Genomic DNA, 19,767 nt, shown 5'->3' with positions numbered 1-19,767 from the left:
ATGTTAATATTCTTCATACACAATTCGCGTAAAATTACTTCGGTTATTATTTCAATTCAGGGGTTTAAATATGTCAGAACAGAATACAAACTCAGAATCATTGCCATTTCGAGCTGAAACCCGTCAGTTATTAAATATCCTTATCCATTCGTTATATACCGACCACGAAATTTTCCTTCGTGAGTTGATCTCCAATGCGTCTGATGCTCTTACACGCATGAATTTTGAAATGCTCACGAATCGTGAAATCCTTGACCCGGAAGCTGAATTGGGTATCTGGATAACTACAGATCCTGCTGCCCGTACTCTTACCATTCGAGATACCGGAATCGGTCTCACCCGCTCTGAGATGGAAGAAAACCTCGGTACCATTGCTCACTCTGGCGCCAAAGCATTTATGCAGGCTGCAAAAAACCAGGAATCAGCAGACCTATCCAACATCATCGGACAGTTTGGTGTGGGTTTTTATTCTGTCTTCATGGTGGCAGATAAAGTTGAGGTCGCATCACATTCTTTCAATAAATCAGAACCTTCTGCGGAATGGGTTTCAGATGGACAGGAAACATATTCCATCCATGAATACGATAAGCCCGATCGCGGTACTAAGATCACTGTCTATTTGAAAGAAGATGCCGCCGAATTTACAGATGAAAACCGTATCCGGCAATTGATCAAACGCCACAGTGACTATGTGGCTTTCCCAATCTATGTGGGTACTTCTACAGAGCAGGTCAACAGGCAGACTGCCCTGTGGCGGCAAAACTCCCAGCAGATCAGTGTTCAGGATGCCAATGAGTTTTACAAACAGTTCACCATGGACCAGAAGGAACCGCTTACATATACACACCTGGCTGTAGATGCTCCAGTTCAAGCGTATGCTCTGTTATATATCCCGGCTGTTGCTGAGCATTACCTCTATACCCCAAGAAAACAAGACGGGCTTCGTCTTTATGCCCGTAAAGTGCTGATTCAAGATTACTTCCGTGACCTCCTTCCGGAATATTTGCGATTTATCCAGGGTGTTGTGGATTCAGAAGATCTGCCGCTCAATATTTCTCGCGAAACAATCCAATCCAACCGCCTTTTGATGCAATTAAAAAAACTGGTTACCAGTAAAACCATCGATATGATCCGCAAGCTGTCAGAAGAAAAACCGGATACATATATTGAGTTCTGGAACCTTTTTGGTCGTTACTTGAAAGAAGGTGTTGCTTCTGATTTTGCCGACTATGACAACCTGGTTCCCCTTCTGCGCTTCCATTCTCTCCACCACCCGACTGATCTGATCTCATTGGAAACGTATCTTTCAGAGCGCCGTCCCGGCCAACAGCAAATTTATTACCTCCTCGGAGAGGATGAACATTCTGTGGTTCACAGTCCTCACCTTGACGTCGTGCGTCAGCGCAATCTGGATGTTTTACTTCTTACCGATCCTCTGGATTCGTTCATGCTTCTTGCACTAAAACAATATAAAGACATTCCACTGGTCAATGTATCTGATCGTGATGCCGATCTGGGCGAAGCAGCCCAACCATCTGATCAACAAACACAGCCGGTATCTGAAGAGGTCAAAACAAACCTTATCAGCCGATTTTCTGCACAGCTTGGCAGCAAAGTGGCAGAAGTTCGTACATCTGACCGGCTTATCGAATCACCGGCTCGTTTGGTTGATACAGAAAATAGTCCTGCCCAGGAAATCCAGCGAGTATACCAGTTAATGAATCAGCCTCTGGAAGTCCCGCGAAAGGTACTTGAGATCAATCCCCGCCATTCGCTTTTGGTCAAACTGGCATCCTTGCCAGCGGATTCAGATTTAGCACCACTACTCATTGAACAAATCTACGAAGATGCTCTGCTGATCGAAGGGTTGCATCCTGATCCGGCTGATATGATCGGACGGATTCAACAGATCATGGCTGCCGCCTTGAAATAGCAGTCGAATTAATCTAAAAACAGAACAGCCAGATCGTTAACGTTCGTTCCTGTTGATCCTGTAGTGATACTGGCATCAATAGCGTTAAAAAAGGAATATGAATCATGACGGGAAAGAAAATCGACGGGATCCAATCCTTTTGATCTGGCCAGCCGGCAGGTGGCACCTGTCACCACCGCCCCGGCAGCCGGCGACTGGCCATCTTCACCATCGGTGGCAAAGGTAATTAATGAGACACCTTCCACCCCTTCCAATTCGATGGCGGCAGCGAGAGCAAGCTCCTGATTTCGCCCTCCAATGCCAGTTCCGGTCAATGTAACTGTGGTTTCGCCGCCGGTGACCCAGCAACAAGCGGGATCACCGGATTTGTGATTTTGAACCTGTTGTTTCAAGAAACCCGCCAGTCGTTTCCCCTGCATGCTGGCTTCTCCGGTCAAAAGTGGAGTGAGTAATTCCACTTTATACCCAATCTTCCGGGCAGTATCCCCCGCCGCCTGCATTGCCTGTTCTACACTGCCAATAACCAAAGATCGATTTTTGAAAAAAATTGGATTTCCCGGTTTGGGTGTTTCTGGCAGAATTCCGGAAGCACCATCCGTCAGGATGGCAAGGATTGACTCTGGCACTCTGGTCTTTAAGTCATATTTTGACAATGTCGCCAGCGCATCACCGTATGTTGAAGTATCTGCAACCGTTGGCCCAGAAGCCACCACATCCAGCACATTACCAGGTACATCCGAAAGGATCAAAGAATAGAAAGCAGCCGGTGCAGCCGCCAGTGCCAGACCTCCCCCCTTAACCGTATCAAGATGTTTTCGCACGGCATTAATCTCATTAATGGAAGCCCCGCTGCTCAGTAAAAGTGCGGTGATTTTTTGCAGATCATCCAATGTTATGCCATTAACCGGATTTGTTACCAGTGCACTGGCACCGCCAGAGATCAAAAAAAGGATGGCATCTTCCTTGTTGAAAGATTTTGCAAATTCGAGTACTTCTCTGCCAGCCTGAATGCTCTTTTCATCCGGCACAGGGTGGCTTCCCTGAAGTATTTTAGACCGGGAGAAATCATAGTCATCTTTCCCGAGAAGGGATTTGGTCACAATAAGACTGTGACTAATACGGCCAGGAAGCGCAGAAAGGGCAGCTCCGGCCATGGGTACGGCCGCTTTTCCGATGGAAACCAATCCAACTTTGTCAAAGGAATAGAAGTCAACCTCACTGTTCAGTGATTGCACGGCTTTCTTGACCGCTACAAACGGATTGGCAGACTCAAGAGCCGCAGAAATTATCTCTGCAGCAGATACAGCTTTTTCTCCCAGAGATATAAAGTTCGACGAAGTGACATTCATCCTATCCACTCCTTTCAAATTCATCATTAATTCTACAAGTTAAATCATGGTTTTTGTCGTAAAATAGATACGAAAAACGTATCAACCGGTAAAATTTGTTTCACCGGTTGGTTTTGTGTGTCATTAGTGTTGCATTAGTAGTTAATAGCTATTATTTTCCTTCAGGAGGAACTCTCGTGAACCATGATGAAATTAACACACTGTTGAAGCCAAAAACCATTGCTGTTGTTGGGGCTTCAGCCACACCCGGAAAAATCGGTTATACCGTAGTGGAAAACCTGAAAAAATCCGGATACAAAGGTGCAGTTTACCCGATCAATCCCTCTGCATCTGATATTTTGGGATTCAAATGCTATGCCTCTATTACGGATGTCCCCGGTTCCGTGGACGCTGCGGTTATGTGCGTACCTGTGAAACTGGTCAATACCTGCGCCGAAGATTGCGGTAAAAAAGGCGTCAAAGGTTTGATCGTGATCACCTCCGGTTTCAGCGAAGTCGGCCGCAAAGATTTGGAAGAAGAACTGGTTGCCACAGCCCGCAAGTACAAAATGCGCATTTTGGGACCGAACATTGTGGGTACCCTGTCCAACTCGGACAAAATGAATGCCTCCTTTGCTCCTTTCCTCCCTCTGGATGGGAAAGCCACACTCATCACTCAGTCTGGCGCTTTACTGATCGCCATGGATGCAGCCACCTATACCCGCCGGGTCGGTTTTGACAAGATGGTCTCCATTGGCAATATGTGCGATGTAGATATTGCCGATATCATCGAATGGCTCAATGGCGATGAAAGCACTACCTGCACATCCCTGTATATTGAAGGTCTGAAAGATGGCCGTAAATTCATTAAAGCCGGCCGCGCATCCAAAAAACCGATCATCGCCCTTAAATCCGGTGTTTCTGCCCACGGTGCTGCCGCAGCGGCTTCTCATACCGGTTCACTGGCTGGTGCTGCCAAGGTTTACGGCTCTGCCTTCAAACAGGCCGGTGTGATTCAGGCTTCTGATCTTGACAACCTGTTCGACCGCACTCTGGCCCTCTCTCTGATGCCCCCGCTGAAGGGTGAAAATTTGCTGGTCATCACCAATGGTGGTGGTGTCGGCGTGTTAGCCACTGATGCCGCTGAACGCTACGGCATCCCCATGAAATTTGCTCCCAAGGATGTCCAGGAAGAGCTCAAGAAACACATGCCAGAATTCGGTTCCGCCAAGAACCCGGTTGATCTGACCGGTATGGCCGGCACGGAATGGTATGCCGAATCTGTGCGCTTCGCCATCAGCCACCCATGGGTAGATGGTCTTATCGTTCTGTATTGCGAAACCGCCATGACCAACCCGTTGGAAATCGCCAAGGGTATCAAACAGGCTTTGAATGAAGCCGGTATCAAAGACAAACCGGTCACTGTTTCGTATGTTGGTGGTGAAAAATCCGCAGCAGCCATGTCCTGGCTGGTGGAAAATGGTATTCCTGCCTACGCCGCCCCTGATCTGGCTGTCAACGCCATGGCTGCTCTGCGTGAATACGCCCTGCTCCGCGAAACCGCCAAGGAACCCGATTACAAATCTAATGACGCTGCCCGCAAAGCCGCTATGCAGATCATTTCTGCCGCCCGCGCTGACGGCCGCGACGCCTTGACCGAGATCGAAGCCAAACAGGTCTTCAATGCTTACGGTTTACCTGTCACTTCCACCGAACTGGCAAAAACCGAAGACGAAGCTGTTGCCCTGGCCAAGAAAATCGGTTTCCCGGTGGTGATGAAGATCGTCTCCCCGGAAATTCTGCACAAATCCGATGCCGGTGGTGTTAAAGTTAATATCAAAGACGAAGCTGCTGCCCGCGAAGCATTCAACACAATCATCAAAAATGCCAAAGCCTACAAAGCCGATGCGAATATTCATGGTGTAGCTGTTCAGGAAATGGCTCCCTGGGGCACTGAGACGATTCTGGGTTCCACCAACGACGCCACATTTGGACCGACCATCATGTTCGGTCTGGGCGGCATCTTTGTCGAGGTCTTGAAGGATGTAACCTTCCGGGTAGCTCCTATTGATAAAGTTCAGGCTGCCGAAATGTTCGAAGAAATCCGCGCTGCTGCCATCCTCAAGGGTGCCCGCGGTGAAGCTCCGCGCGATCGCAAAGCCCTGAGCGATACTGTGGAGAAATACTCCAGCATGATCATCGACCTGGAAGATGAGATCAGCGAATCTGATGCCAACCCCGTACTGGTTTACGAAGAAGGTAAAGGTCTGAAGGTCGTCGATGCTCGTATTATCTTGAAGAAGAAATAACTCTTCAACATCTTATGTATTAGTAAAGTGGGAGGTGTTGATCGCCTCCCACTTTTATTTCCCCATTGACATCCATTGACCCGGATCAATCAAATTAATCCGTAAAATTTATTACTGGCTATTTTGAACTGGTTTTCAACTGTTTATAGGCGCCCACCCACGGTGTTCCCACCCGTGCACCCGGCGCCAGTTGGACTTTCATTAATTTTTGAGCAATCAAGCCAGCTGTCGAAGCCACCGTTCCCCAATCATCTGATAATACGGCTTTCTCCATAGCGGCAGAAGCACGGCTGCACCATTCCCATTCCATCCGGAATCGGTCTGCTTTAACCCAGTAATCTTTTTTCTCCCAGGCAACCACGCTGGTTTCCACCGATTTATACATCTGGTCAAGGGCAATGGAAATAAACGCGGCCAGATCACGGCTCTCATCATCCGGTTTTTCCTGTTGGGCTAGCAGGCGAATCGCCTTGACTACAGCTTTGCTTAATCGGGTTCGTTCACGGGTTCCCCCTTCAGTGGCAATAACGCGTGTCATTGAATAGCTCCTTTGGAAAATCTGAGGGATGATTATAACGCTGTGGGTAGGATTTTTTCCATATATTTCAAAGAGAAACTAAACAACAATTATTCTATATTGCTTGCATTTTCGTATATTTGTTCTATAATCATATGAAAGGGTACATGCCGGGATAGACCCAGAGAACGATTAAAGCTCGTAAGATGGGAAATCAGATCGCCTTATGTTTGTCTGAAGCTGGTATATCAGAGGCATGTCAAATCTTCTGTTTTGAAGGAATACACTCCGTTGCGTATGCTCGATATCATCGGGAACAGAATTAGGCAAGATCAGGATGACCGGCTTCATCTATTTCTTCATTGATAGCCGCAGACCAGACGATGGGCGGTTGGATTGTGATTGTCGGTGTACTCCACGAACAAGGCAAAACAGACCTGTTGTTGCACTAAACCGCTGTTGTTCGTACATCTTACTCCCTGGTTCCGCCGTATGGTGAATGTCGATGTGCATTACGGGGCCAAACAGACGCATGGTGAATTTATCTGCGGGTCGAAGGTGGAGACTCTGCTCCGGTTGCTTGAACCCATGTTTTCCGAGTGGCAATTGAACACTGCCCAAGGGGTTGGTTGGAGTTTGAAGGCACCGGGTAAGTACTATCCTGCCCTGTTATCTTACTGGCTTCTGCATAAACCCGGACGTCCCCATCGGGAAGCAATAAACCCCAAAGCCAGAAAATTCCTGATTGAAAACAGACTCAATCAATTATCAGGTAACAATGACCGAAAAGACCCGGTTCATACCATATCAACCAAAGACCATTCTTAACAGTCATAAACGCGTCGATCATTGGTTCTGGTCCCGCTATTCAGCCTATCCATATCAGGGCTGCCAGCATGGCTGTAAGTTCTGCTATGCCAGGGAGGAAAAATATTCCCCGTATGACAATGCGGATGAGTTCGCCACCACAATCAAAGTCAAAGAAAACGCAGCCAATCTGCTCCGGCGGGCATTAAGCCGCAAACCTGTCGATATCGTCTGTCTGGGTGATTACCAACCCGCTGAACGGAAATTCAGGATTACCCGGCAGATGCTGGAAGTCTGCCGCGACCTGGGATTTCCGGTTTTTATGCTTTCACGTTCCCCTCTCATCCTCCGCGATCTGGATGTTCTGCAGCAAATCAACCATCAGGCAACCTCTGCCGTGGCCTTCAGCATCATCAGTACACCCGATTCGTCCAATCATCCAAAGGTTGTCAAGATGGAACACCTTGCGCCTCGTGTAGAAAAACGCTTTGCAGCCATGCAAGAGATAGCTAAAGCCGGCATCCTTACCGGCACGTGCTTCATGCCGATTCTTCCCGGAATCTGTGATGATGAGGCCAACCTGGAGAATGTAGTCCGTTGGACGGCAGAATCAGGCGGAAAATTCGTTCTGGCCAGCAGTCTGACGCTGGCCGATAAACAGAAGGATTTTTTCTTTGATTTTCTACAGGAGAGTTGCCCTGAGCTTTTGGATTCTTATCGGCATTGGTATCCGCCAGGCAGTTATGCACCCTGGAACTACGACTGGGAAGCCATTGCCCTGCGAGTCAGAGACCTCTGCCACCGTTATGGTATTTCTGATAGAATGCCGCGTCCTATCATCCCCGGTGACAAATTTACGGTGAATAAGAGAATTGTGGAGCAGCTGGCGAATACCGCCTATGTGATGGAGATCAACCATAAACCGACGAGGATTATCTGGGAATACCGTAAAGCCGCCTGGGCAGTGGAAGACCTGCAGACCGATATCCGGCTGGTTTATGCAACCATGGGAATAAAAGGACTCCAGAGTATTCCAGGTATACCAGAGAGTATTATCCCCATAGTTGAGAAAATCATTGCAGGTTTTAATTGACGAGAAAAATAACAATAACGTTCTATGTTTACAAAAGACTTAAATCAAAGAAATCCCGATCAGCGTCTATACGCAGCATTGCTTTTATCTAAATTCTTTGTAAGAATTGATTTATTCATCTAAAAAGTGATAAAATTTCTCGGCATTTTGGTGTGGGGATGTGCTGGAACTGGCAGACAGGCATGACTTAGGATCATGTGCCGCAAGGCGTGAGGGTTCAAGTCCCTCCATCCCCACTGAAACCTCAATATTAATAGAAGGAAAGTACCATTGAAACTAGAAACTACCCCCCGTGATGACCATCAGGTCAATGTTGTAGCGGAATTCGAAACTTCCGATCTTGAAGCTTACATGCACAAGGCCGCCCGGCGGATCGCCGAACGGGCCAAGATTCCCGGTTTTCGCCCCGGAAAAGCTCCCTACGCCGTAGTTTTGCGTACATACGGCGATGAAGCTGTTCGTGAACAGGCCATTGAAATCCTTGTGGATGACAAATACCCCGAAATACTCGATGAAGCCAAAATCGAAGCTTCTGGTTCTGGTAAACTGGATGATATTATCAGCACCAATCCGCCAAAGTTTTCGTTCACCATTCCACTTGCCCCGGTTGTAACAGTAGGCGATCTGGCTTCTGTCAAACTGGATTACGTTGAACCGGTTATCACTGACTCCCAGGTGGAAGATGCTGTTAAACGCGTCCTTTCCAGCTATGCAACTCCCAATGATGTTGATCGTGCCGCCCAAGAAGGCGATCTGGTCAATATGGATTTATCAGCCGACTATGTCAAAGCACCCGAAGGTGAAGATAAATCCTTCATCGCCAAAACTCCTCACCAGGCAATCATTGGCGAAAATGATATGCGCAAAGAAACCTGGCCGTTTGAAGATTTCTCTAAAAATGTCATTGGAATGAAGGTCGGTGAGACCAAGACCTTTACCCATACCTACGCCAAAGACGACCCGGTAGAAAAATTACAGGGTCAGAAACTGGAATTCACGGTAGAACTTCGGTCTATAAAAGAACTTGTACTCCCCGAATTGAACGATGAATTCGTCATGAAAATTGGCCAGTTTCAGACTGTGGATGATTTCAAAGCCTATCTGCGCCGCCGTTTGGAAGCCGATGCCAAAGCCGAGTATGACAACGCCTACTTTGACGACCTGCTCGATAAGATGGTTGCCCTCTGCTCGTTTAAATATGCACCACACATGCTCGATGAAGAACTCCACAGTGTTCAGCATTCCCTGCAGGATACCCTGGCCCAGCAGCAAATGGACCTGGATACATACCTCAAGGTTCGCAAATTGACGATGGAAGAACTGGTGGAGAAGGAATTGAAACCCATTGCCGTCAAACGGTTGGAACGCTCCCTGCTGGTCACTGAGATCAGTAAGAAGGAAAAACTGGAACTCAGCGACGAAGAGCTCGAGAGTTCCTTCAACCAGACGGTGAATGAAATTAGCATGTCGTATGACATGAAACATATTCGCAAGAATTTCAACAACAAGAATTTCAGCCAGGCTGTGGCTTTTGAAGCCGCCAACCGCGCCATGAACCGCAAAGTACTGGAATACTTGCGAGGTATTGCTTCAGGCTCAACCAGCTCTGAAAAATCGGCTGAAAAGCCAGCTGAAGGCGAAGCCAAGCCCAAAAAGACATCCCGGGCAAAGAAAACCACTTCAGAAGAGCCCAAGTCAGCTGAGTAAGTCACGTTTGTTTGTTCTCGAAAAGGAGATCGAATGAGTGAATCCACGTTCCGTTCAGTGATCCCAATGGTAGTTGAATCATCCGGCCGCGGGGAACGCGCCTACGATATCTATTCCCTGCTGCTCAAGGAACGCATCATTTTCCTGGGAACCCCCATTGACGAACAGGTTGCCAATGTCATCGTAGCTCAATTGCTCTATCTGAGCCATGAAGACCCTGATAAAAGCATTCAGATGTACATTAACTCCCCTGGCGGGCAGATCTATGCCGGTCTCGCCATCCTGGACACAATGAAAATGGTTCCCAACAAAATCAGCACAGTGGCAGTCGGTGTTACAGCGTCCTTTGGTACAGTACTTCTGGCTGCAGGGACAAAAGGCCAACGTTTTGCCCTTCCTCATGCCACCATTCACATGCACCAGCCTCTGGGTGGCGCCCAGGGTCAGGCCTCAGATGTTGAAATTCAGGCAAAAGAAATCCTGCGCCTGCGGGCACGTCTGAACGAAATCATGTCAGAGGCTACCGGACAAACGCTCGAAACCATTGAGCGTGATACTGAGCGCGATTTCTACCTGGATGCCCAGGCTGCCGTAGACTACGGTCTGGTGGATCAAATTTTGAAATCGCCCCAGAAATAACAGGATAATCGCATTACAATAAGGCCGGTGAAATTTACCGGCCTTATTTTATTAATAGCGGAGAAACCATGATTAAGTCACTCTCACCTTCAATTCGTGGATTGATATTGGATATGGATGGCGTTTTATATCGGGGGAATGAACCTGTTGGTGATCTTCCGGCATTATTTCGGGGAATTCAGGAAAAAGGATTGCGCGTTATCATGGCCACCAATAACGCCGTCCGAAACTCAACAGAACATCTTGAAAAAATGAAATCATTTGGTGTTGATCTCGAACCGTGGCAGGTCATCAATTCAATTCAGGTTGTAGTAGAACTCTTAAAACGGAAATTCCCCAAGGGAGGTCCGGTTTATTGTGTTGTCAGTACATCAACAATGGCAGCCATCGAAGAGGCAGGGTATTACAACGATGAAAAGAACGCACAGGCAGTGGTTGTAGGGCTGGATCGCAATGTTACCTACGAGAAACTGGAAACCGCCACCATCCTGGTTCGCTCAGGTCTTCCATATATTGGTACAAACCCTGACGCGTCCTTTCCAACTCCCAGAGGGCAGCTTCCGGGTGCCGGAGCCATTATTGCGTCCGTGACCACAGCTTCGGGGGTTCAGCCTCTGTTTGCCGGAAAACCAGAACCAGCTATGTATGAAATAAGCATGGAACGACTGGGTTCCACTCCAGAGACAACATTGGCTATCGGAGACCGGCTGGACACAGATATTCTCGGCGGGTATCGTGCCGGCTGCCGCACCGGTCTGGTAATGAGCGGTGTGACCACACCGGCCGAATTGGAACAATGGGAACCAAAGCCCGATCTTGTGGCTGACGATCTCTGGAAAATGTTGGATATTCGTTGAGGAATGTCTGAACTTAAACCTTTAATCTACGATTGTGACCGTGAAGCGATCAAAGCGCTTCTTGCCGCCTGGAAACAGCCAGCTTTCCGGGTTAATCAAATTTGGGAAGGACTGTATCGCAACCTTAAAAAAGCCCCTTCCGAATGGAGCAACCTTCCATCCAGTCTGAAATCCATATTGGCAGAAAAGGTGGAATTCACCGGACTTATACCCATTGACAGGCTCCAATCGTCCGATGGTCAAACGGTTAAAACCTTGTTTTCCACTCGTGATGGCAAATCAGTGGAAGCAGTATTAATGAAATACGATGAGCGTCGCACTCTGTGTATTTCTACGCAGGCTGGTTGTGCCATGGGTTGTGTATTTTGCGCCACAGGGCAGATGGGTTTCTCTCGCAATTTGACGTCAGGTGAAATCGTCGAACAGGTGTTGTTCTACGCCCGCTTGCTGGCCGAAGAAAATGATCATGTTACCAATATCGTGGTAATGGGCATGGGCGAGCCGTTTCAGAATTACGACAACACTCTGGAAGCTGTGGACCGGTTGAATGATCCACGCGGTTTTAACCTTGGAGCCCGCCGGTTCACCATCTCCACCGTTGGATTGGTTCCCCGCATCCGACAATTTGCATCAGAAAAACGACAGATCAACCTGGCTGTCAGCTTGCATGCCGCTAATGATGAACTGCGCTCAAAATTACTGCCAATCAATACAAAATACCCCCTTTCCGAATTGATACCAGCCTGCCGGGATTATGTAGAAGAAACTGGTCGGAGGATTACATTTGAATGGGCGTTAATTCAGGATGTTAATGATCGTCTGCAGGATGCAAAAGAACTGGCAGAGTTAATCCGCGGGATGATCTGCCATGTTAATGTAATTCCGTTGAATCCCACCCATGATTATTCAGGACGAGCCACTACCCTTGAACGTGCGCAGGAATTTGCGGCAGAATTAAATAACACAGGTATACCCTGCACAATCCGTCTACGCCGGGGCATCGATATTCAAGCTGGCTGCGGTCAGCTGGCTGGAAAACATAAACAAAAATTTTAGATTTCCGCCGCTGGTAATTTGAATTGAGGGTTTCCAGTAAGGTATAATACGCACCCGTGGCTGATATCTTTTCAAAATGGTTTAATGGACTTGAACGCACCCGAAAGCAAACTTTCGGGCGTATCAGTTCATTGCTTGGCACCAGTGAAATCACTAATGATACCTGGGATGACCTGGAAGCTGCGCTGATTCAGGCAGATATGGGATTGGAAACCACACAATCCGTGATCGAATCCTTGAAAGCAACAGTGGATAAAGAAGGCCTGACGCATGCACCTGAATTGCAGGAAAAGTTACGCGAAGAATTGATCAATCGTCTTGATCCTGCCCCTGAGTCGCTGATTCCGGCAGATCGTCCGGCTGTAATTTTGCTGGTAGGGGTTAACGGTTCTGGAAAAACCACCACAGCCGCCAAATTGGGTAAACGATACTCTAACGAAGGATTGAAGGTCTTGTTGGCCGCGGCAGATACCTACCGCGCAGCAGCCGTTGACCAGTTGCAGGTCTGGGCAGACCGTTTAAATATTCCCATCATTTCCGGTCAAACAGGTGGGGATCCTGGTGCAGTAGCTTTCGATGCCGTGGAAGCAGCCAAAGCGCGCGGAACAGATCTCTTGTTGATTGATACAGCCGGCCGTCTCCATACTCGCTTTAATCTTATGGAAGAACTGAAAAAAGTACATCGAGTGGTAGGCAAAGCCCTTACTGGAGCTCCCCACGGTGTCTGGCTGGTCCTCGATGCCACCACCGGGCAGAACGCCCTTCAACAGGCCAGGTCTTTCAATCAGACAACCAGAGTGACAGGAGTAATTTTAACCAAACTCGATTCATCCGCACGGGGTGGGATGGCTTTTGCCATACAACGCGAATTGCATGTGCCCATTTTATTCGCCGGCCTCGGAGAAAAACCGGAGGACCTGCAGCCATTTGATCGTAACGAATTCGTCAATGGAATTCTTGCCGAACATTAGTCTTATCGGAGTTGTTTTTCATGCAAGACCTTTCTTCACGGGCACGCGTTTGTGCCGAAAAAATTCAGCAGTTCATGGTGCATCTTTGACTTCCCTAAACGGGAAGCCGAATTAGCTGCATTACAATCCCAGTCCGAATCTCCCGATTTGTGGAATAATCCCGAGCAGGCTCAGGCAGTCATGAAAAGCCTTTCTGATATCAGGGACGATGTGGAAGGCTGGAAAAAATTAAATAACCGGATTTCCGATACGCTGGAGCTTTGTGAGATGGGGGATGAATCCATGCGGCCGGAACTTGAATCAGAATTATCTGATATTGAGCACGAACTCGCCCGGCGCGAATTGAGTGTTTTCCTCTCTGGAAGGTATGACCGCGGTAATGCTCTGCTGGCCATCAATTCCGGTGCCGGCGGTACCGATTCACAGGATTGGGCTTCCATGCTGCAACGTATGTACCTGCGTTGGTGTGAACGCCGTGGGTACCAGACGGAAATTCTCGATTTTTCTGAAGGTGAAGAAGCCGGCATTAAAAGTTGTACTATAGCCGTCAACGGGCTGTATGCCTACGGGTATCTTCGCCCTGAAAAAGGGGTACATCGGCTCGTCCGGTTGTCTCCTTTTGATTCCGCCCACCGCCGGCATACATCTTTTGCCCAGGTGGAGGTGCTGCCTGAAGCAGCCGCAGAAGACCCGGAAGTACAGATCAACCCTGACGATCTGAAAATTGATATATACAAATCCTCTGGCGCTGGTGGACAAAATGTACAGAAAAATGCCACAGCCGTCCGTATCACACACATCCCCTCAGGACTTGTGGTGTCTTGCCAGAATGAACGTTCTCAGATGCAAAACCGCGAAAATGCCATGCGGGTTCTTCGGTCCCGACTTCTAGAGTTGAAGCGCGAAGCACAGGACAAACAGTTAGCGGAATTACGTGGAGAATATACCAAAACAGAATGGGGCAGCCAGATCAGGTCGTATGTGCTGCATCCATACCAGATGGTCAAAGACCACCGCACAGAATATGAAGCCGGAAACACCCAGGGTGTGCTGGATGGGGACCTGGATGGTTTCATTGAAGCGTTTCTTCGGTGGAATGGCAAATCGGATTAAATAAAAAAAACGGCGGAAAAATGAATTTCCGCCGTTTTCATTTCCATTTGCATGCTTAGTCTAAAATTTTAGCCAGCTCGAACAGTTCCATGTCAATTTCTTTCTTGCTAGAATTGACAACCTCAATCGGGGTCGTAGTGATCTTTGATTGATTCAAACCTACCAGAACGCCAAATTCACCGCGGGCAAGAGCTTCCGTGGCACCGGCTGCCAGGCGTGAGGCTAAAATACGATCGTAGGCTGTGGGGGCGCCACCTCTCTGTACATGGCCAAGAATGGTGACCCGCAAATCAAATCCAAGACGCTCGCGATGCGATGAGAAGTACTGTCCCAGTGTTTCAGCATTGTATTTGGCGCCTTCGGCTACAACAACAATGGCATGTTCCTTACCCTTCTGATATGCAGCGCGCAGACGCTGGGCCAGATCTTCCGGGTCAGTTTCAACTTCGGGGATAACGCAAGCTTCGGCACCTCCGGCAATGGCAGACATCAAAGCCAGGTAACCGCAATCGCGTCCCATGACTTCCAACATGAAAGCACGTTGGAGAGAGGAAGCGGTAGTCTTCAAGCGATCAATGGCTTCCAGAGAAATGTTCAGAGCGGTATCCACACCAATTGTGGTTTCAGAACCATATAGATCATTGTCGATTGTTGAGGCTACGCCCACCACCGGGAAACCCAATTTATGCAGGGCTCCGGATCCGGTCTGTGAACCATTTCCACCGATCACTACAAGGGCTTCAATACCCTGTTCGTTCAATGTACGCAGGGCTTTCAGTTGCCCTTCTTCAGTCTTAAATTCAGGGGCGCGGGCAGACCCGAGGATCGTTCCACCGCGCTGCATAATACCACCTACGTCACGGGCACCCAATGGCAGGATTTTTCCGGTAATGAGACCTTGATACCCACCTTTAACTCCCCACACTTCCCAGCCTTTTGCGATTCCGGTTCGAACAACAGCCCGAATGGCTGCATTCATTCCTGGCGCATCGCCACCACTGGTCAAAACACCAATCCGTTTCATTGCTCCTCCATTACTGTTTTCTCAGTAAGAATATGATCATTTTATGAGCGTTTTATTTGCAATTTGTAATTTTATCATATCCATCCAGTTGTTCAAGCGGTAAAAAAAACATTTTTCTTGCATTACTTTGTTCAAAAAGGTAAGATATCCAGAGTATGAAAGACCAAAAAGTAACCCTTACATATTTATGGCAATTTCTGGCCTCTTTGGTTCTTGTTTTTATTCTCTCGTGGATTTTATTATTCTTCCAATCCAGGTTAAGTACACCGGTTATTGCCCTTCTATTTCTTTTACCGGTGGTTATCTCAGCTGGCTATTTTAATGTCTCTGGTGGAATCGCGGCAAGCTTCGCTGCGTTTTTTAGTTTCAACTATTTTTTCATTCCTCCCATCCATACTCTGGCAGTCCATCAAACCCAGGATATCCTGGCTCTGATCGTTTTCCTGCTGGTGGCTGTGATCATCAGTCAATCCCTAAGTCAGGCAAAACTTGGAATGGCAACAGCTGTAGCCCGAGAACGAGAGACCACCATTCTGTATGAATTGAATGTCGCCCTGGCCGGTTCGACCCATGAAGATGAAATCCTTCGGATTGTTGGGATGAAGATAGTTGAACATTTCCCGGTAGAAGCTGTTTCAATTTATCTCAAATCGCCAGCCCGACCACAAAATCAAATGGTTTTTCCTGAGGGTATCCAAAGACCTAAAAGAGCACCTGATATCAATCTTGGAATCTCTGGTGGAGGCAATACACAGGGCGAGATTCTGATCTGGACGGAGCAGATTCTGGATCCACCCAGGCAAAGGCTGCTTAGGGCTTTTGCCAGTCAGGTGACACTTGTGTTGGAAAAGGTTTATTTAATGGAAGCAGAAGGCCGGGCACGCTTATTGGAAGAAAGCGACCGTTTGAAATCGACTCTTTTATCCTCCGTTTCGCATGAATTACGTACTCCCCTCTCCACTATTAAAGCATCTGTATCCAGTTTACGGAGTGGAGAAATTGAATGGGATTCGGAAGCCCGCAGAGAACTATTGACTGCTGTTGAAGAAGAGGCAGATCATCTGAATCTTCTGGTTGGGAATCTTCTCGATATGTCTCGTATCGAAATGGGGGCATTGCAGCCCAACCAGAAGAATAACTCACTGCGTGAAATTCTCTCCGGAACAATCCGACGAATGCGCCAGTCTCTTTCCACCCATGTTTTAAAGATTAACATTCCCGATGGTCTGCCATTGATCTATGTAGATTATAGCCAGATGGATCAGGTCTTCTCCAATCTGTTAAGTAACAGCGCAAAGTATGCCCCTGAAGGAACGATTATTACCATAAATGCCTGGCCGAAAGAAAATAAAATGATTCAGGTGCAAGTGATCAATCAGGGGCCTCCAGTCGCAGAACAACACCTTACCCGGATTTTTGACAAGTTTTATCGGGTGACGGATGCCGCTATGATCACCGGCACAGGTCTGGGATTATCCATCTGCAAGGGCATCATTGATGCGCATCATGGGCAGATTTGGGCAGAAAATGGTCCAGATGGATTTACATTCAATTTCACTGTTCCAATCGCATCCAATCTGGATATCCTACCCGAATCTGATTCAAAAGAGGCTGAATGAATCTCCAACCTTCCATTCTGGTGATTGATGATGAGCCGCAAATCCTGCGCGCACTGAAAACAATTCTTACATCTAAACAATTTCGGGTTATCACCGCCAGCCGGGGCGAAGACGGACTGACAATGGCGGCCACCCAGAAGCCGGATCTGATCATTTTAGACCTCAGTCTTCCGGATATTTCTGGGATGGAAGTGTGTTCCCGTATACGTGAATGGAGCCAGGTTCCCATCATCATTCTTTCTGTTCGAGACCGTGAGAGTGACAAGGTGCAGGCCTTGGATAAAGGTGCCGATGACTACCTGACCAAACCTTTTGGCATAGAAGAATTGCTGGCACGTATTCGAGTGGCGCTGCGTCACAGTACTCAAACAAACGGCAAACAACAATCCATCATCACAGCAGGTCCAATAGAAATTGATCTGGTCAAACATATCGTCACCCGCGACGGAACAGAAGTCAAGCTGACCGCCACCGAATTCAAAGTGCTGGCGTATCTGGCTGCACATGCCGACAGGGTGCTTACCCACCAGGCTATTCTGAGCCATGTTTGGGATTTCGCCGATTCAGATCGTGTTGAATACCTCAGGGTATACATCGGGCAGATTCGTAAAAAATTGGAAGTCAACCCCGAAGAGCCGGAATTTATTGTGACCGAATCAGGCGTGGGATACCGTTTTATTACGGATAAATAATCTTTATCTTTTCTTTATCATTTCCCCAAAATTCCTATCAGCGCCTTTATGCCTCAGGTTTAAGATAAGACTGATCCAATTATTGTGAGGCATTTTATGAATATTCAAGATAATCCAGTTCGTTCAAAAATAATCGCTCTTGTACCCGATTGTGACCTGGATGAGGCCAGATATGCCCGAAAAGTCCGGGCTCTGGCAACATCCATGCATATGGATGTCCTTTTTTTGAGTATGGTTCGGTCAGACGAGCGAGAGGCATCTATACGTCGCAGGTTGATCACACTTGCAGGCATTGCCAACATTAACCCGATAAAAGCCAGTTTTGCCACTTCTCATTTTCCCACCTGGATTGAGATTGCCTCAAAAGAATTCAATACGGGCGATTATGTCATGTATCCGGCTGAAATTGAACCATTGATATCAGACGATCCGCGAAATGAATCGCTGCAATCACAATATGGTTCCAGAGCCTGTCCTGTTTACGGAATGATCACATCATCCACCAAAGAAAGAATGGAATATCTTACCCGGCAAATTCTGGAGTGGGTGGGAATCATCGTCATAATTATTGGCGCCTTCTTGCTTGAGGCAGGTTTCGATCTTCAGGTAACCGGTTGGATAAGGACTCTGGTTGAAATCAGTCTACTTGCTCTGGAAATTGGTTTTCTCTGGTTCTGGCATTTCTTTATCAGTAAATTACATTATTGAACCTGTTATTCAAATAGATTATCTGATTTTTTCCAGAAAAAGGTTTTTGCCACTCATCTGATCTAAAATCTTATCTGCATGTCTTTTCATTCGTTTCTTATATCCAGATGGAAATCTTCCGATAATCTCCTGCATCTGGTTCTATAATTATGCCAATAATTCTTTTGAATATCAGGAGCCTGTTATGCCCTCAGAATATCCACGCGTCCCCGTTGAAACTCTGTATTCTTTCATGCGCGATGTATTCATCGGTTGTGGAGTACCAGTTGACGATGCGGCAACATGTGCCGATGTATTAATTACCTCCGATCGCAGAGGAATAGAATCTCATGGTATCGGCCGGCTCAAGCTGTATTTCGATCGGATTCGTAAGGGAATTCAACAACCCACGACTAACTTTGAGATTATTCGGGAAACCCCGACCACAGCCGTGGTTGACGGTCATCATGGTATGGGTCAGGTCATCGGTGTTCGTTCCATGGAATTGGCCATTGCGAAAGCGCAAAAATTCGGCATGGGTTCGGTTGCCGTCCGAAATTCGACACATTTTGGGATAGCTGGTTATTATCCCTTAATGGCCATCAAAGCCGGAATGATCGGTATGGCATTTACCAATGCAAGGCCAAGTATTGCTCCCACATTTGGGGTTCAACCCATGTTGGGGACAAATCCTATCGCTTTTGGCGCACCAACAGATGAAGATTGCCCCTTCCTATTTGACGGTGCCACCAGCATTACCCAACGCGGTAAATTTGAAGTCCTGGCGCGCAAAGGCCAACCGGCCAGGCCTGGATGGGCAATTAATGACAGGGGAGAGACCATCACAGACGCTGAACAGGTGCTGCAGGGATTTGCCCGGGATGCCGCGGCTCTACTTCCGCTTGGTGGTGCCGGAGAAGATCTGGCTGGATACAAAGGATATGACCTTGCGACGATCGTAGAAATATTAAGCGCTTCTCTTCAACAGGGGAAATTTCTCTGGGATCTTTCAGGAATTGCTCCTGATGGGAAAACCCAGCCAAATTACCTGGGGCATTTCTTCATGGCCATCCAGATTGAAGCCTTCTGCCCATTGGCCGATTTCAAACACTCAACCGGCGAAATCATTCGTCAGCTCCGGGCATCCCGCAAAGCTCCTGGCCAGAATCGCATCTTCACCGCTGGAGAGAAAGAATACTATTCTGAAATCGAAACAGCCAAGACAGGTATCGCTATCGTACCCAACCTTCAAAAAGACATTCTTGAAATGCAGCAAGCTCTCCATTTAGATCAGTACAAGTTTCCTTTCTAGTAGATCCTGACAGCCTGGCAGGTTTTTATTCGGTAAATGGGAGTAAAATAAAAGACATTCCGCCGCCGACCGGCTTCTGGTGGGCGGTTTTTTAATAGCAATA

Annotated in this window: 17 protein-coding genes and 1 tRNA gene; 15 read left to right on the top strand and 3 right to left on the bottom strand. The window is 47.7% G+C overall.

The annotated features are described in order from the left end of the window. The first annotated feature begins 70 nt into the window (after positions 1 to 70). Positions 71 to 1,933, top strand: coding sequence for a molecular chaperone HtpG (htpG, locus tag LTAR_RS05935; RefSeq protein WP_062421261.1), 1,863 nt, complete (start codon positions 71 to 73; stop codon positions 1,931 to 1,933). 8 nt (positions 1,934 to 1,941) lie between these two features. On the opposite strand, the gene LTAR_RS05930 is transcribed toward htpG, so the two are convergent. Then, the gene (locus LTAR_RS05930) at positions 1,942 to 3,309 is read right to left on the bottom strand and encodes a glycerate kinase type-2 family protein (protein WP_081419839.1); all 1,368 of its coding nucleotides are present in this window, start codon (positions 3,307 to 3,309) and stop codon (positions 1,942 to 1,944) included. Between the two features lie 149 nt (positions 3,310 to 3,458). On the opposite strand from LTAR_RS05930, the gene LTAR_RS17590 reads away from it, so the two are divergent. Then, on the top strand, positions 3,459 to 5,570 hold the full coding sequence (locus tag LTAR_RS17590; protein WP_062421259.1) for an acetate--CoA ligase family protein: 2,112 nt from the start codon (positions 3,459 to 3,461) through the stop codon (positions 5,568 to 5,570). A gap of 118 nt (positions 5,571 to 5,688) precedes the next feature. Here LTAR_RS17590 and LTAR_RS05920 read toward each other — a convergent pair whose 3' ends face one another. Beyond that, on the bottom strand, positions 5,689 to 6,108 hold the full coding sequence (locus LTAR_RS05920; RefSeq protein ID WP_062421258.1) for a hypothetical protein: 420 nt from the start codon (positions 6,106 to 6,108) through the stop codon (positions 5,689 to 5,691). A 438-nt stretch (positions 6,109 to 6,546) separates the two neighbouring features. On the opposite strand from LTAR_RS05920, the gene LTAR_RS05915 reads away from it, so the two are divergent. The 9 genes from LTAR_RS05915 to prfB all read left to right on the top strand — a co-directional run bounded on the left by LTAR_RS05915 (position 6,547) and on the right by prfB (position 14,330). Next, on the top strand, positions 6,547 to 6,915 hold the full coding sequence (locus LTAR_RS05915) for a hypothetical protein (protein ID WP_139044424.1): 369 nt from the start codon (positions 6,547 to 6,549) through the stop codon (positions 6,913 to 6,915). After that, positions 6,866 to 7,987 (top strand): radical SAM protein, encoded by a 1,122-nt coding sequence (locus tag LTAR_RS05910; protein WP_062421256.1) that lies wholly within the window; start codon positions 6,866 to 6,868, stop codon positions 7,985 to 7,987. Before LTAR_RS05915 ends, LTAR_RS05910 begins: the two co-directional genes overlap by 50 nt. A gap of 154 nt (positions 7,988 to 8,141) precedes the next feature. Continuing rightward, positions 8,142 to 8,223 (top strand) — tRNA-Leu (locus tag LTAR_RS05905). A gap of 34 nt (positions 8,224 to 8,257) precedes the next feature. Beyond that, positions 8,258 to 9,694 carry a trigger factor gene (tig, locus tag LTAR_RS05900; protein ID WP_062421255.1) on the top strand — a complete coding sequence of 479 codons (1,437 nt, stop codon included), beginning with the start codon at positions 8,258 to 8,260 and terminating at the stop codon, positions 9,692 to 9,694. A 33-nt stretch (positions 9,695 to 9,727) separates the two neighbouring features. Next, positions 9,728 to 10,333 carry an ATP-dependent Clp protease proteolytic subunit gene (locus LTAR_RS05895; RefSeq protein ID WP_062421254.1) on the top strand — a complete coding sequence of 202 codons (606 nt, stop codon included), beginning with the start codon at positions 9,728 to 9,730 and terminating at the stop codon, positions 10,331 to 10,333. A gap of 68 nt (positions 10,334 to 10,401) precedes the next feature. Continuing rightward, a complete protein-coding gene (locus tag LTAR_RS05890; RefSeq protein ID WP_062421253.1) occupies positions 10,402 to 11,190 on the top strand; it encodes an HAD-IIA family hydrolase in 789 nt (262 codons plus the stop codon). A 3-nt stretch (positions 11,191 to 11,193) separates the two neighbouring features. Then, a complete protein-coding gene (rlmN, locus tag LTAR_RS05885) occupies positions 11,194 to 12,246 on the top strand; it encodes a dual-specificity RNA methyltransferase RlmN (RefSeq protein WP_062421252.1) in 1,053 nt (350 codons plus the stop codon). A gap of 56 nt (positions 12,247 to 12,302) precedes the next feature. Then, entirely contained in the window at positions 12,303 to 13,217 is a 915-nt protein-coding gene (gene ftsY / locus LTAR_RS05880; RefSeq protein WP_081419837.1) for a signal recognition particle-docking protein FtsY, read from the top strand. Positions 13,218 to 13,237: 20 nt separating this feature from the next. Continuing rightward, positions 13,238 to 14,330 (top strand): peptide chain release factor 2 gene (gene prfB, locus LTAR_RS05875; protein WP_139044423.1). Its coding sequence is split into 2 segments (ribosomal slippage): positions 13,238 to 13,303 and positions 13,305 to 14,330, totalling 1,092 coding nucleotides; the frame shifts between segments, so codons are not numbered across the junction. Between the two features lie 55 nt (positions 14,331 to 14,385). Here the strand turns inward: prfB and pfkA are convergent. Next, complete coding sequence (gene pfkA, locus LTAR_RS05870; protein WP_062421250.1) at positions 14,386 to 15,354, bottom strand: 6-phosphofructokinase; 969 nt, start codon at positions 15,352 to 15,354, stop codon at positions 14,386 to 14,388. 155 nt (positions 15,355 to 15,509) lie between these two features. Between pfkA and LTAR_RS05865 the strand changes: the two genes are divergently transcribed. From LTAR_RS05865 to LTAR_RS05850, 4 genes are all read left to right on the top strand, one after another. Further along, complete coding sequence (locus LTAR_RS05865; RefSeq protein WP_062421249.1) at positions 15,510 to 16,973, top strand: sensor histidine kinase; 1,464 nt, start codon at positions 15,510 to 15,512, stop codon at positions 16,971 to 16,973. Next, positions 16,970 to 17,665, top strand: coding sequence for a response regulator (locus LTAR_RS05860; RefSeq protein WP_062421248.1), 696 nt, complete (start codon positions 16,970 to 16,972; stop codon positions 17,663 to 17,665). Before LTAR_RS05865 ends, LTAR_RS05860 begins: the two co-directional genes overlap by 4 nt. A gap of 96 nt (positions 17,666 to 17,761) precedes the next feature. After that, a complete protein-coding gene (locus LTAR_RS05855; protein ID WP_062421247.1) occupies positions 17,762 to 18,373 on the top strand; it encodes a hypothetical protein in 612 nt (203 codons plus the stop codon). Positions 18,374 to 18,557: 184 nt separating this feature from the next. Further along, a complete protein-coding gene (locus LTAR_RS05850) occupies positions 18,558 to 19,664 on the top strand; it encodes an Ldh family oxidoreductase (RefSeq protein WP_062421246.1) in 1,107 nt (368 codons plus the stop codon). The last annotated feature ends 103 nt before the right edge of the window (positions 19,665 to 19,767 follow it).

The sequence above is a fragment of the Leptolinea tardivitalis genome (assembly GCF_001050275.1).
In the GTDB taxonomy this organism is placed as follows: domain Bacteria; phylum Chloroflexota; class Anaerolineae; order Anaerolineales; family Anaerolineaceae; genus Leptolinea; species Leptolinea tardivitalis.
This window is presented reverse-complemented; position numbering and strand designations above follow the sequence as displayed.

Coding starts and splice junctions, on each gene's coding strand:
- htpG (WP_062421261.1), top strand. CDS start 71: ATGTCAGAACAGAATACAAACTCAGAATCATTGCCATTTCGAGCTGAA.
- LTAR_RS05930 (WP_081419839.1), bottom strand. CDS start 3,309: ATGATGAATTTGAAAGGAGTGGATAGGATGAATGTCACTTCGTCGAAC.
- LTAR_RS05920 (WP_062421258.1), bottom strand. CDS start 6,108: ATGACACGCGTTATTGCCACTGAAGGGGGAACCCGTGAACGAACCCGA.
- LTAR_RS05910 (WP_062421256.1), top strand. CDS start 6,866: ATGACCGAAAAGACCCGGTTCATACCATATCAACCAAAGACCATTCTT.
- LTAR_RS05895 (WP_062421254.1), top strand. CDS start 9,728: ATGAGTGAATCCACGTTCCGTTCAGTGATCCCAATGGTAGTTGAATCA.
- LTAR_RS05890 (WP_062421253.1), top strand. CDS start 10,402: ATGATTAAGTCACTCTCACCTTCAATTCGTGGATTGATATTGGATATG.
- rlmN (WP_062421252.1), top strand. CDS start 11,194: ATGTCTGAACTTAAACCTTTAATCTACGATTGTGACCGTGAAGCGATC.
- pfkA (WP_062421250.1), bottom strand. CDS start 15,354: ATGAAACGGATTGGTGTTTTGACCAGTGGTGGCGATGCGCCAGGAATG.
- LTAR_RS05865 (WP_062421249.1), top strand. CDS start 15,510: ATGAAAGACCAAAAAGTAACCCTTACATATTTATGGCAATTTCTGGCC.
- LTAR_RS05860 (WP_062421248.1), top strand. CDS start 16,970: ATGAATCTCCAACCTTCCATTCTGGTGATTGATGATGAGCCGCAAATC.
- LTAR_RS05855 (WP_062421247.1), top strand. CDS start 17,762: ATGAATATTCAAGATAATCCAGTTCGTTCAAAAATAATCGCTCTTGTA.
- LTAR_RS05850 (WP_062421246.1), top strand. CDS start 18,558: ATGCCCTCAGAATATCCACGCGTCCCCGTTGAAACTCTGTATTCTTTC.